The sequence below is a fragment of the Leifsonia sp. Ger2509 genome (assembly GCF_055231915.1).
In genome coordinates, this window is sequence record NZ_JBUYVB010000003.1 from 2582475 (window position 1) to 2595908 (window position 13434).

At 66.4% G+C, this 13434-nt stretch carries 9 protein-coding genes, 1 tRNA gene and 1 pseudogene; 7 read left to right on the plus strand and 4 right to left on the minus strand.

The genetic code is table 11. From position 1 onward, the window contains the following. The first annotated feature begins 68 nt into the window (after window positions 1–68). Window positions 69–1112 carry a zinc-binding dehydrogenase gene (locus tag ACV7NN_RS12760; protein ID WP_463349951.1) on the plus strand — a complete coding sequence of 348 codons (1044 nt, stop codon included), beginning with the start codon at window positions 69–71 and terminating at the stop codon, window positions 1110–1112. Between the two features lie 28 nt (window positions 1113–1140). Here ACV7NN_RS12760 and ACV7NN_RS12765 read toward each other — a convergent pair. The 3 genes and pseudogenes from ACV7NN_RS12765 to ACV7NN_RS12775 form a co-directional block, all read right to left on the minus strand. Continuing rightward, a tRNA-Gly gene (locus tag ACV7NN_RS12765) sits at window positions 1141–1211 on the minus strand. Window positions 1212–1574: 363 nt separating this feature from the next. Continuing rightward, window positions 1575–1667 (minus strand): annotated as a pseudogene (locus tag ACV7NN_RS12770) (glucosamine-6-phosphate deaminase); the annotation flags it as partial. Window positions 1668–1864: 197 nt separating this feature from the next. Beyond that, a complete protein-coding gene (locus ACV7NN_RS12775) occupies window positions 1865–2506 on the minus strand; it encodes a TetR/AcrR family transcriptional regulator (protein ID WP_463349952.1) in 642 nt (213 codons plus the stop codon). A gap of 157 nt (window positions 2507–2663) precedes the next feature. Here ACV7NN_RS12775 and ACV7NN_RS12780 point away from each other — a divergent pair, with 157 nt between their 5' ends. The 6 genes from ACV7NN_RS12780 (at window position 2664) to ACV7NN_RS12805 (ending at window position 10508) form a co-directional block, all read left to right on the plus strand. After that, window positions 2664–4343 (plus strand): ABC transporter substrate-binding protein, encoded by a 1680-nt coding sequence (locus ACV7NN_RS12780; protein WP_463349953.1) that lies wholly within the window; start codon window positions 2664–2666, stop codon window positions 4341–4343. 85 nt (window positions 4344–4428) lie between these two features. After that, window positions 4429–5253 carry an ABC transporter ATP-binding protein gene (locus ACV7NN_RS12785; protein ID WP_463349954.1) on the plus strand — a complete coding sequence of 275 codons (825 nt, stop codon included), beginning with the start codon at window positions 4429–4431 and terminating at the stop codon, window positions 5251–5253. Beyond that, entirely contained in the window at window positions 5250–6062 is an 813-nt protein-coding gene (locus tag ACV7NN_RS12790) for an ABC transporter ATP-binding protein (protein ID WP_463349955.1), read from the plus strand. Before ACV7NN_RS12785 ends, ACV7NN_RS12790 begins: the two co-directional genes overlap by 4 nt. After that, window positions 6059–7144, plus strand: coding sequence for an ABC transporter permease (locus ACV7NN_RS12795; RefSeq protein WP_463349956.1), 1086 nt, complete (start codon window positions 6059–6061; stop codon window positions 7142–7144). The genes ACV7NN_RS12790 and ACV7NN_RS12795 overlap by 4 nt, the downstream gene beginning before the upstream one ends. Before the next feature lie 2 nt (window positions 7145–7146). Beyond that, window positions 7147–8241 (plus strand): ABC transporter permease, encoded by a 1095-nt coding sequence (locus ACV7NN_RS12800; RefSeq protein WP_463349957.1) that lies wholly within the window; start codon window positions 7147–7149, stop codon window positions 8239–8241. Next, window positions 8238–10508 carry an exo-beta-d-1,3/1,6-glucosidase gene (locus ACV7NN_RS12805; RefSeq protein ID WP_463349958.1) on the plus strand — a complete coding sequence of 757 codons (2271 nt, stop codon included), beginning with the start codon at window positions 8238–8240 and terminating at the stop codon, window positions 10506–10508. The genes ACV7NN_RS12800 and ACV7NN_RS12805 overlap by 4 nt, the downstream gene beginning before the upstream one ends. Before the next feature lie 37 nt (window positions 10509–10545). Here ACV7NN_RS12805 and ACV7NN_RS12810 read toward each other — a convergent pair whose 3' ends face one another. Then, window positions 10546–13272 (minus strand): carboxypeptidase regulatory-like domain-containing protein, encoded by a 2727-nt coding sequence (locus ACV7NN_RS12810; RefSeq protein ID WP_463349959.1) that lies wholly within the window; start codon window positions 13270–13272, stop codon window positions 10546–10548. Window positions 13273–13434: the final 162 nt, after the last annotated feature.

Sequence of the window (13434 nt, forward strand, 5' to 3'; positions counted from 1 at the left end):
GTTGTGCCATTGATGTGGCTTCTGGATCGCGCTCTTTTGGCGCGGTGACCATGGAAGGAGAACGCTGAATGAGGGCGATCTATTACGAGCAGTTCGGCGGGCCGGTGTCTGTTGCCGAGGTGGCGGACCCTGTCGCCCCGGAGGGCGGCGTCGTGATCCGCGTCGCCGCATCCGGGCTCTGCCGCAGCGACTGGCACGCTTGGGCCGGGCACGACGACAGCGTGCGCCTGCCGCACGTTCCCGGGCATGAGTTCGTCGGCATCGTCGAGACGCTTGGGGCCGGGGTGCACAATTGGCGCATCGGCGACCGGGTGACGGCACCGTTCGTCAACGGATGCGGTTTTTGCGAGTGGTGCGAGAGCGGCCAGTCGCAGGTGTGCCCCGACCAGACTCAACCTGGATTCACCCATTGGGGCTCGCACGCCGAACGGGTGAGCGTCCGGGCGGCCGACCTGAACCTCGTCGCCGTGCCAGACAGCCTTACCGACGACGCTGCTGCAAGTCTGGGCTGCCGCTTCGCTACGGCCTATCGCGCGGTCCACGCTCGCGCTCACGTTCTGCCGGGCGAATGGTTGGTTGTCTACGGTGTCGGCGGTGTCGGGCTCAGCGCGGTGATGATCGCCACGGCGCTCGGCGCTCGCGTGATCGCGGTCGACCGCAACCCGGCCGCACTCGAGCTTGCTCGGCGGCTCGGCGCCGAACACGGCATCGAGGCATCTCACGTCACTCCCGCAGAGATCGCCGACCTCACCGGAGGCGGCGCCCATGTCAGCATCGACGCGGTCGGCTCGGCGATGACGAGCACGGATGCCGTGCACTCCCTGAGACGCCGTGGCCGGCACGTGCAGATCGGCCTGCTCACACCCGACCAGCTGCCGGTGCTGCCGCTCGACCGGATTCTGGCGTGGGAACTCGACGTGCTCGGGAGCCACGGCATGTCGGCGGCCGACTACCCGGAGATGCTCGCCCTGGTCGCACGCGGTGCGGTGCGACCCCACGACCTTATCGGCGCCGTGGTCACCCTGGAGGAGGGCGCCGCGCTGCTTCCCGGGATGGACCAGGCGACTTCGGAAGGCATCACCGTCATTCGGCCGCCATCGGGATCAGACTGACGCCTAGGCTTCCGTCAGTAGCACAGAGAGCGAGTGACGGGAATCGAACCCGCGCTATCAGCTTGGGAAGCTGAAGTTCTACCATTGAACTACACTCGCATAGCCCGCGATCCCAGTAAATTGGCGGAACTTGGGCTGTTCCCAACAGTACCCGTTCAATAGTTTTTGGCCAAACTCACCGTTTACTCACCGCTTTGGGATTTCGCGGGTCGAGGCGCTGCACGAAAATGAGATCTCTGCCTGATTGGACAGGGATCTTCTATTCCGTGTGTGCGACGCTGTGGCGCTGATGTTGGTGGCACAGGGAGCGATGAGTTAGGCCACCTGTGGCGAGAGTCATGTACCCCGAGCCGCTGCGACTGAATTCTCACCGCAACACACGGCCGCGCCGGCAACTGATGTCCAGGTCATAACGTCGGCGGGTCGAGCCTCAGCTATGTCGTAGGGGAGTTGGCAGGCGCTTTACGGCCCTTGCCACGTGGGCTTGTTCGCGTACGTGTAGCGGTAGTAATCCACGAATCGCAGATCGGACGCCGCGGCCTCGTCTACGATCACAAGTAGTCACCGAGTGGGCGAGGGCTGGGCATTGCCGGATTCTATCGAATTGCACGTCGCGCCCCGACTACAGCGACGCTCTACCAGGCGAACAGCGGGCCCACGCGGACACAGGCGGCGAGTCTTCCGCGAACCGGCTCAAAGGCGGGTCCTACGCCGACTCCCACCTCAGCGAACAAGACGTTGCGCTGACGCTTTCAGGCCTCGCGTAAGTACGAAGACAGATTGGGCCCAGCATTGAGCACGCTGTTCACAATCGCCTCTATTGCAAACTCGCTGGCCCCGCCGAGGTCGACAGCTGTGGGGTCGAGGAGCCACTGAAGCTGGAGGCCGTCCATGACGGCGAGGATGGATGCCGCGGCCTTATCGATCGTCTCGGGCTCGGTGATGTTCTCCTGGGCGCAGAGTTCCCGGAACGCGGCATCGATCTCGTGCCTGAGAACGCCGTAGCGGTCTTCGAAGAATGTTCTGGCGGGGTGGTCGTCGGTGACTGATTCGGCCGAGAGCACAGTGTAGACCTGCACGATTCCGGGACGCAGCGCATTGCGATGGGCGGTCGCGACAAGGTGTGCGAACAGCGCGGGACCACCGGGGATGTGCCGTTCGGCGAGGTGGGCGACGTCGTCCTGGTCGCGGAACTCGAGCACCTCGAGGAGCAGGTTCTGCTTGGACCCGAAGTGGTGCAGGACGCCGGCGTGGGTCATCCCGACCTGCTCGGCGATGTCGGCGAGCGTTCCGTTGGCGGATCCCTTGGTGCCGAAGGTCTCGATCGCCGCCCGCAGGATCTCCGTGCGCTTGCGCTCGGTCTCCGGCCGCACACTGGCACTGCTGCCGCTCATGGCCCCTCCGTATGGCTTCCTGCTTGTTCTGGTTGCGTGCGAGCTTACCAGCCAGTAACCTCACTTCAACTTGCTTTCTGACCAGTAAGCAAGTTATTGTCATCCGATATTCCAGCACCACCGGGCACACAGAAGTGCCCGTGACCAAGGAGAAGCAATGAGGCTTAAGAACTACCTGATCACAGCGTCGGCGATCGCCGTTTTGAGCGCGATGGCGCTCACCGGCTGCTCGTCCAACGGCTCGTCCCACGCGAGCGGTGCGAGCACCGGGTCGCTCACCGTGGCGAAGCCGGATGGCGCGGCCATCCTGGCTACCGAGATCAACAACCCGTTCATCACCACCGGTTCCGGTATGTCGCTCGGCTATGACCGGATGATCTACGAGCCCCTCGCGATCGTGAACCCGGTCGGCAAGAACGAGACGACCCCGTGGCTCGCCTCAAAGGTCAAGTGGAATTCCGACTACACGCAGCTGACGGTCACTCCGCGAGCGAACGTCAAGTGGAGCGACGGCAAGCCCTTCACCGCGGACGACATCGTCTTCACGTACAACCTGATCAAGAACACCCCCGCTCTCGACCTCGCTGGCCTCAAGCTGACGGAGGCCAAGAATGACGGCGGCAACGTCGTCCTGAGCTTCAGCGAGTCGAAGTTCGTCAAGCAGGGCGACGTGCTGCAGGTCGCCATGGTCCCCGAGCACCTGTGGAAGGGCATCGCGGACCCGACGAAGGATGCGGTCACGAACGCGGTCGGCACCGGCCCGTACACGATCAAGAGCTTCTCGTCGCAGGGCGTCGTCCTCAAGGCACGCACGAACTACTGGGGTGGCACGGTCCCGGTGGCCGAGCTGAAGTACCTCGAGTACAACGACAACACGGGCCTCCTCCGCGCTCTGCAGAGCGGCGAGACCGACTGGGCCCAGATCTTCATCACCGACTACCAGAAGAACTACGTTGACAAGGACCCGAAGCACAACGTGTTCTGGGGCGCCAACGTCCTCAGCCCGGACATGATCGTGGTCAACACCACCAAGGCTCCGTTCAACAACGTCGCGTTCCGCAAGGCCGTCAACATGGTCATCGACCGCAAGGCGCACGCTGTGACGGCTCGCGGCAACGCCGGCCCCGAGCTGACGAGTGTGACGGGCATCCCCCAGCCGACCGGTGACCAGTACATCGCGCCCGACTACAAGGACCAGACCTTCAAGATCGACATCGACGGCGCCAAGAAGGTCCTCACCGACGCGGGATACACGTGGAAGAGCGGCGCTCTGATCGACCCGTCGGGCAACCCGGTCTCCTTCACCTTGCAGGACCCGCAGGGCTGGAACGACTACGTCACCGGCATCCAGCTGGTCGCGACGCAGATCAAGACCACGCTCGGCGCTGATGCGAAGGTCGCAACGCCCGACGCCGACACCTGGTTCGCCAACGTGGCCTCCGGCAAGTTCGACGCGGTCCTGCACTGGACCGGCTCCGGCTCGAACCCGTGGCACATCTACGACGACACCATGAACAGCAGCTACCTCCAGCAGGCAGCCGGCGGCAAGGTCTCGGACAACTTCGGACGTTACAACAACCCGGAGGCGACGGCGCTGCTCAAGGAGTACGCACAGGCATCCGACGACGGCGCACGGACTGCGGCCCTGAACAAGCTGCAGAAGATCTTCGTGGACGACGTCCCGGCCATCGCCATTGGCACCCACCCGCAGCTGGCCCAGTACAACACCCGCAAGTTCACGGGCTGGCCGAGCGAGCAGGACCAGTACGCGACCGCTGACCCGACGCAGCCGTCGGCGGTTCAGGTGCTCATGAACCTGAAGCCCGCGGGCAAGTAGTCACCCAGCACGTCCGGGGTGGGCGAGGGCCTCGAGCTCGAGCCCGCCCCGGGCGACGCGCGGACAGCCCGAAAGCGACGCCCTCATGACAGACTCCCTTCTCTCCATACGCGACTTCTCTGTCGTGTACGACGTGGATCCGCCGGTCGCGGCGGTCAAGAACGTCACCCTCGACATCAAGCGCGGCGAGATCGTCGGCCTCGCCGGCGAGAGCGGTTGCGGCAAGACCACCCTCGCCTACGGCGTGCAGCGCCTCCTCAAACCCCCGGCCGTCATCACCAGCGGCAGCGTCGTCTTCCACGACGAAGGCGGCGACGACATCGATATCAACTCACTCGACGTGGAGCAGATGCGACGCTTCCGGTGGGACAAGATCTCCATGGTCTTCCAAGGGGCCATGAACGCTCTCAATCCGGTGGCCACCGTCGGATCCCAACTGGAGGACGTCTTCCTCGTGCATCGCCCGGGGATGAGTCGCTCCGAGCGTCGAGCGGCCGTTGTCGAGCTCCTGGAGATCGTGAAGGTGGGCGGCCAGCGCGTACGTTCCTACCCCCACGAGCTCTCGGGCGGGATGCGCCAGAGGGTCATGATCGCCATGGCGCTCGCGCTCCGGCCGCAGCTGATGGTGATGGACGAGCCGACGACCGCACTCGACGTGCTCGTGCAGCGCGAGATCCTCAAGCAGATCTCCGAGCTCCGACACGATTTCGGCTTCTCGGTCGTCTTCATCACCCACGACCTCCCACTGCTGCTGGAGATCAGCGACCGGATCGCGATCATGCGCGAGGGCGAGATCGTCGAGCTCGCACCTGCCGAGCAGATCTGGACCGACCCCCAGCACGAGTACACGCGCAAGCTGCTCCGGTCGTTCCCGCGGCTCACGGGCGAGAGAGGAGTGGTCGTCCGATGACGACGCTCGAGTTCAAGAACGTCACCAAGTTCTACAACGTCCGAGGATCCGGACAGCTCAAGGCCCTGGACGATGTCAGCTTCACGCTGGGCCCGCGGCAGACCATCGGACTGGTCGGCCAGTCGGGCAGCGGCAAGTCGACGATCGCGAAGATCCTCACCCAGTTGGAGACCCCCACCCGCGGCGAGGTGCTGCTCGACGGCGCCCCGATCCCTACGTCGGGGAAGCGGTTGCGCAAGTATCGTCAGCAGTTGCGGATGGTCTTCCAGGACCCGTTCGCGTCGCTGAACCCCTCGCACTCTATCCGCCACCACATCGAACGTCCGCTCCTGCTCGACGCTGTCGTCCCGCGCAAGGAGGTCGACGACGAGGTGCGGCGCCTCCTGCTCCGTGTCCGGCTGGATGCGGATGCCGTGATCGACCGCCGTCCGCACGAGCTCTCCGGCGGGCAGCGGCAGCGCGTGGCCATCGCTCGCGCACTGGCGTCCCGGCCGGCATTGCTGGTGGCCGACGAGCCGGTGTCGATGCTCGACGTGTCGATCCGTCTCGGAGTGCTGAACCTGCTTGCCGATCTGCAGCGGGAAGAAGGGCTCGGGGTGCTTTACATCACCCATGACCTGGCCACCGCCCGGCACTTCAGCGATGAGATCATCGTGCTCAATCAGGGAAGGATCGTCGAGCACGGAGCCGCCGACGACGTGATCCTCCGCCCGCAAGACCCCTACACCCGCGAGCTCCGCGCCGCGTCCCCCGACCCTGAGATGCACTTCGGGTCGCTGACCGCACAGACTGCAGGAGGTGCGCTGTGAGCGCCGAGACCGCAACATCCCCGGGCCTGAGCCCCGCCGACCCGACGCTCGTCGGCACGACGGCCACCAAGGCTGAGCGTGGCGGCATCCGCGTCCCGTGGCGTTTCATCGGGGGGCGCGTCGCGTTCTACGTGTTCACCCTCTGGGCCGCCATCACGATCAACTTCTTCCTGCCCCGCCTGATGAAGGGCGACGCGGTCGACGCGTACATGGCGCGCAGCCAGGGCCAGCTGACCCCGGACGCTGAGAAGGCGCTCCGGCTCCTGTTCGGCCTCGACAAGTCGGTTCCCCTGTGGCAGCAGTACGTCAACTACTGGGACATGCTGCTGCACGGCAACCTGGGCGTCTCCATCTCCACGGGGATGGCGCCGGTTGGCGACGCGATCGCCTCGGCGCTGCCGTGGACGCTCGGGCTCGTCGGCTTCGCCACGGTCGTCTCGTTCCTCATCGGAACGAGCCTGGGCGCGGTGATCGGCTGGAGGCGCGGCGGCAAGCTCGACATCTTCGTCCCGGTGACGACGTTCCTGGGCACGGTGCCTTACTTCTGGGTCGGCCTCATCTTCATCGCGATCTTCTCGACGACGCTCGGCTGGTTCCCCGCGGGCCACGCCTATGAGCTGGGCGTCGAACCTGGGTGGAACGGGGACTTCATCGGCCAGGTGATCTCGCACGCCGCACTCCCGATGCTCACCATCGTGATCGTCTCGATCGGCGGCTGGGTGCTCGGCATGCGCAACATGATGCTCACCGTGCTCGACGAGGACTACATCACCGTTGCACAGGCGAAAGGCATGCCGGACCGGCGCGTGCTGTGGCGCTACGCGGCCCGCAACGCCGTGCTCCCGCAGATCCAGAGCTTCGCCCTCGCCATCGGCTTCATCGTCAGCGGCACGATCGTGATGGAGATGGTGTTCTCCTATCCCGGTATCGGGCTGCTGCTCCTCAACGCGACCAGCGCCAAGGACTACGCGCTGATGCAGGGCATCTTCCTCGTCCTGGTCCTGGCCGTTCTGGTCGCGAACATCATTGCGGATATCGCCTACGCCATTCTCGATCCCCGCACTCGTCAGACGGAGGCCTGACCATGACCATCCCTTCCTCCCAGACGGGCGCCGGAGATTCCCCGACGCTAGTCGCGCACACGGGCATCGGCAGCCCTGAGACCGCCTCCGTGCTGGCCACCCAGCTGGGGCAGCCCAAGAAGGCCACCTTCTGGTCGCAGCTGAAGGCCTCACTGGCCATGTTCAGCAATCGCAAGTCCGCCGCCGGCCTGATCATCATGGGCGTGTTCGTGGTCGTCGCGATCTTCGCCCCGTTGATAGCCCCATACGACCCGAACGCGCAGAACCTGAACGAGACCCTGCAGCCCCCGTCGCTGAAGCACCTCCTGGGTACCACGCACATCGGCCAGGACGTCTTCAGCCAGCTCGTCTACGGAACCCGCGGGGTCCTCGTCGTCGGCTTCCTGGCGACCATCATGGCCACGGTCGTCGCGATCGTCGTCGGCGTGACCGCGGGATATCTGCGCGGCTGGAAGAGCGAGTCGCTGTCGGCACTGTCGAACGTGTTCCTTGTCATCCCGGGGCTGCCGCTGATGATCATCGTCGCCTCGCAGTTCCAAGACCCGCCGCTCGCCCTCATCGCCGCAGTGCTCGGTCTGACCGGATGGGCGTGGGGCGCGCGCGTGCTGCGCGCTCAGACCATGTCGCTGCGCAACCGCGACTTCATCCAGGCAGCGCGGGCGAACGGCGAACCGCTGCACCGCATCATCCTCGTGGAGATGCTGCCGAACCTGCTAGCGATCATCGCGTCCAGCTTCGTCGGCACGATGACGGCCGCAGTGCTGGGCCTGACAACGCTCGCGTTCATCGGGGTCATCCCGGTTTCGAACCTGAACTGGGGCACCATCCTGTTCTGGGCGCAGCAGAACAACGCCTTTCCCGACTATTGGTGGTGGTACGTCCCCGCGGGACTCTGCATCGCGCTGCTGGGTGTCGCCCTGGCGCTGATCAACTTCGGCATCGACGAGTACGTGAACCCGCGCCTCCGCTCGGCCGGCGAGCGTGCCAGGGCGATGAAGCGCAAGGGCATGAACATCAACGCCGCCATGACCCAGGTGCGCACCGAGTCCACCACGGCCGCCCCGGCCCGAGCTATACCGGAAAGCCATACTGCATGACCTCGACCCTCCCGTCCACGACCATTGCACCTACTCAGGAGGCCTTCCCCTTTCAGGATCCGTCGCTGACGACAGCCGAACGAGTTCGCGACATCCTCGGGCGCATGACGCTGGAGGAGAAGGTCGGGCAGATGCTGCAGCTCGACGCTCGCGACGACCTGCACGACCACATTCTGCGGCGCCACGTTGGCTCCATCCTGCACACCTCCCCGGAACGAGTCCTGGAGGCGAACCGCCTCACCGCGGAGACCCGACTGCGGATCCCTCTCCTCGTCGCCGAGGACTGCATCCACGGCCACTCGTTCTGGCCTGGCGCCACGATCTACCCGACCCAGCTCGGGATGGCCGCGTCGTGGGATGGGGAGCTCATCGAGCGCGTCGCCCGTGCCAGCGCGGAGGAAGTCGCCGTGACCGGTGTGCACTGGACCTTCTCGCCCGTGCTGTGCATCGCACGCGATCTCCGGTGGGGACGGATCAGCGAGACGTTCGGCGAGGACCCGTTCCTCATCGGCGAGCTCGCCAGCGCGATGGTGCGCGGCTATCAGGGCGAGGGGCTGGATGACCCGACCGCGATCCTCGCGACGGCGAAGCACTTCGCCGGGTACTCGGAGACTCAGGGCGGCCGCGACGCGAGCGAGGCCGACATCTCGAGGCGAAAGCTCCGCAGCTGGTTCCTGCCGCCGTTCGAGCGAGTGGCCCGCGAGGGTTGCCGCACGTTCATGCTCGGCTACCAGAGCACCGACGGTGTGCCGATCACGGTGAACGACTGGCTGCTCAGCGAGGTTCTTCGCGGGGAATGGGGCTACACCGGCACCCTGATCACCGATTGGGACAATGTCGGCCGCATGGTCTGGGAGCAGAAGATCCAGCCCGACTACGCCCACGCGGCAGCGGCCGCGGTGGCGGCGGGGAACGACATGGTCATGACGACCCCCAGGTTCTACGAGGGTGCACTGGACGCGGTCGCGCAGGGGATGCTCGCTGACGACGCCTTCGATGCGGCCGTCGCCCGCATCCTGACCCTCAAGTTCGACCTCGGCCTGTTCGAGGACCCGCGCCTCCCGTCGCCCGAACTGGACACCGTTGTCGGCAGCGCCGCGCATACGGAGCTCAACCTCGAGATCGCGCGCCGTTCGATCGTGCTGCTCGAGAACGACGGGACCCTTCCGTTGACGGCCTCGTCGTCGCCGCTCCGTGTCGCACTCGTCGGGCCGCTCGCCGACGATGCCCAGACCCAGCTCGGCGACTGGGCAGGCGGCTCCGGCCAGGCCGGATGGCTCGACGGCCAGCCGCGCGAGATGATCAGCACGGTGCTCGACGGCCTGCGCACGATCGACGGCTGGACCATCCAGCACGCCCGCGGCGCCGATATCCTCACCCTCGAGGACGACGCACGCGGCAAGACATTCCCGGATGGGCAGCCTCGGCCCCCTGTGGTCGTGCCGTCCCCGCCGGATCAGCAGCTGATCGACGAAGCCGTCGCAGCCGCGGAGGCGTCCGACGTGGTCGTCGCCGTCGTCGGCGACCGCATCGAACTCGTGGGGGAGGGCCGCTCTACCGCGACGCTCGAACTGATCGGCGGCCAGAACGCGCTGCTCGATGCGATGATCGCGACCGGAAAGCCCGTCGTCGTCGTGCTCCTCGCCTCGAAGCCGCTCGTGCTGCCGCCGTCGGTCGCGAAGGCCGCCGCAGTCCTGTGGGCCGCGAACCCCGGCATGCTGGGCGGACAGGCGATCGCGGAGATCATCGCCGGTCGTGTCGAGCCCTCCGGCCGTCTGCCGATCTCGTTCGCCAGGCACGTCGGCCAGCAGCCGACGTACTACAACCAGATCCGTGGGCAGCACGGCGACCGGTACGCCGACCTCACCCAGGCGCCCGCCTGGGCGTTCGGCGAGGGCCTCTCCTATACGAGCGTCGAGTACACCGACCTCGCACTCGAGCGCACCGCGCTCGGCATCTGCGACGACATCGTGGGCGAGGTCGTCGTGAGCAACACCGGCGATCGCCCGGTCCGCGAGACCGTGCAGGTGTACGTGCGTGACATGGTCACGAGCGTGAGCTGGGCTGACAAGGAGCTGAAGGCGTACCGTCAGGTCGACCTTGCGCCGGGGGAATCCGCCCGGGTGGGCCTGAGGCTTCCCGTCGCCGAGTGCACGATCGTTGACTCAGCGGGTGTTCGCCGCGTCGAGCCGGGGGCGTTCGAGTTGCTCGTCGGCCCGTCGTCGCGGGGCTCCGATCTCTTGGCCGCGGGATTCGACGTGCGGTGAATACCCTCGCGCGACTCACCGCTTGGGGCCCCGGCGTTCAGCCGATCCAGTTCAACCCGTTCCATCCGCTCCCGATCCTGGTGCGCGTGAGCCACCCCGATCGACCGTTGCCCGGGTAGAGCCACAGCAGACCGGCGGAATCGCGGGCGATGACGTCCGTATGCGTGTCACCGTTGAAGTCCCCGACCGAGATGATCGCAGTCATGGCGCCCCATCCGGATCCCACTTGCACGCGCGGTTTCCAGCCCGTGGGCGTGTGCGCATAGAGCCACAGGGCCCCGGCTCCGTCGCGTGCGAGCAGGTCGGCGGAGCCGTCGCCGTTGAAGTCGCCGGCCCCGACGATCGCGTTCATGGCGCTCCAGCCCGACCCGATCAGCTTCGCCGAGAGGAAGCCGCCCTTTCCGTTGCCCGGGTACAGCCACAGTCGACCAGACGTGTCACGTGCGGCGAGGTCGGCTTTGCCGTCTCCGGAGAAGTCGCCCACTCCGACGATGGCGGTCATGCCGTTCCAGCCTGCTCCGATGCGGAGCCGCGCGCCGTATCCACCTGAGCCGGTTCCCGGATACAGCCACAGGCCGCCCGCCGTGTCGCGGGCGATGACATCCGGAATGCCGTCGCCGTTGAAATCGCCGGGAGCGACGATCGCTGTCATGCCGCTCCACCCGCTGCCCATCGTGTTGGACACGGGGGTCGACCATGCTCCGGCCCCGTTCCCGTGATACGACAGGAGCGCGCCCGCTGCATTCCTCGCCAGGACATCCGGGTGTCCGTCGCCCGAGTAGTCGTGCAGTCGCACCGGCGATCCCGAGGCCACTGCGAGCGTTCCGCCGATGCCCGTCACCGACTGCGCGGATGCGACGGTAACCGTTCCGGCCGTAGCGAAGGAGCCGGCGTTCCGATACCACTGCGACACGTAGGGCGCGGACGACGGGAGCGGGCCCCGAGCGATCAGGCCGGTCGTGTCGTGTGTGAAGCCGACCTTGTAGCTTCCGGGCGCCAGGCCGGTGATGGTGAATTGTCCATCCGCACCGATCGAGGTCTCGCGAACGAGTGTCGCAAGCGAATCCCTTGTTCCCGACGCGTCGTACACGCCCACGGCGCCGGCCGAGGGTGCGCCGCCCGCATAGGCGAGGGTTCCCGTCAGCGAGGCTCCGACCGGCAGGGATGCGTCTGCGGTCGCGGTCTGGCCGGCGCTCATGACGAGTGGTGTCGCCGCCGCGAGGCTCAGGCCTCCGCCCGACCACACGGTTGCGTATGGGCTCGGCCCGGCGAACTTCACCGCGTAGTTCCCGGCGGCGAGCTTGTCGATCGAATAGTGTCCGTTCGCGTCGGTGAGAACACCGCCGCGGAGCTGTCCGTCGAGGCTGTAGACCGTGACATCGACCCCCTGGAGGCCGGCGGCCGGGGAGCCACCCTGGACCGTTCCGCTGATCGTGGCGCCGCTCACCATGACCGCGTCCTTACCGGTCACGGACTGGCCCGCGACCACCGTGAAGTAGTCGGCTGCCGCCTGGGTCGGTTTGTCGTTCCACCACTGCAGAGCGAAGTTCTGCTCGGCCCCGGGTGTCGCGTCGGGCGTGTAGAGCAGCGTGTAGCTGCCTGCGGCAAGCTGGCCGATCGAGAAATGCCCGTTCGAATCGGTCACGCCGTTGGAGCCGGCGTACGTTCCGTCGGGACGGATGGCGTTCACGTTCACCCCGGCGACGGGCGTGGCCGGGGCACCCGGCTGCTCCACGGTTCCGGTCACCGAGGATTGCGCTGCGAGGGTCGCATTGATGCCGGATACGGCCTGGTCCGCACCGACGACGATGGGTGTGGAGGCCGCAGGTCCTGACGCGTTCTTCCACCATTGCTCGGCGAAGGGCCGCCCAGCCGCGGGACGGAAGACAACCGTGTACGTTCCGGCGGCGAGACCCTCGAGCGTGTATCGGCCGGTGCCGTCCGTGATCGCCTGTATCACCGCGCCGTGGGAGCTCGTCGCAGTCACCGTGGTACCCGCGAGGCCCGAGCTGAAGCCCGGAGCCGTTACCGTTCCGCTGATCGTCGACCCGGTCGACAGGGTCGCGCTGATCCCGGTCACGTCCTGTCCCGAGCCCACCGTGATCGGCGTTGCGGTTGCCTTCGTCGCGGCGCCGAACCACCACTGAGCGGTGTAGTTGCCTGTCGCGCTGAAGAGGACTGTGTACTTTCCGGGCGGGAGCCCTGTGAAACTGTAGCCGCCGCCGCTCGTGAGGGCGATGTTGAACGGCACGCCGGCCGAGCCGTACAGCAGAACCTGTTCACCGCTGAGTGGGACGTCGGGATGGCCCGATCCCATGACCTCGCCGCTGATGCTTCCCGGCGCGATGAGCGATGCATTCTTTCCGGTCGCGACCTGGCCGGCCGCGACGGTGAAGAAATCGGCGGTCTGCTGGCTGGTCCTTCCGCTCCACCATTGTTCGGCGTATGCAGACCCTGCCTCGAAGTCGAGCGTGTACGAACCAGCCGCGAGGCCATGGATCGTGTACCTGCCGTTTGCATCGGTCATTGCGTTCCCGCCAGGGGCGCCGTTCGGGAGGAGCGCAAGTACTGCCACGTTGGGAATGCCGACACCGGGCGCCCCGGCGGCCGTGACTGTTCCGCCGATGGATGCGGTGCCCGTCGCGGAAGCGGGGGCGACATGACCACCCGCGAGCAGCGCGGTGGTGAAGAGCACTGCCGCGATAAGGAGCGCTCCGCGACGGATGCGGGATGGGCGCGCAGCGGAGACCAGAGTGCGTGACATGGAGTGAACCTGCTGTCAGAAGAGGCGATCGAGTGGACACGGTCAGGTGTCACGAGTCACGTATGGCGCTGTTCAGTCTTCGGGCGGGATGTGCTGACCGTTTCCGCATCGTAGTTCACGATTCTTGCGTGCCTGCACGATTCCCGCTCGCGTTGGTCGTAC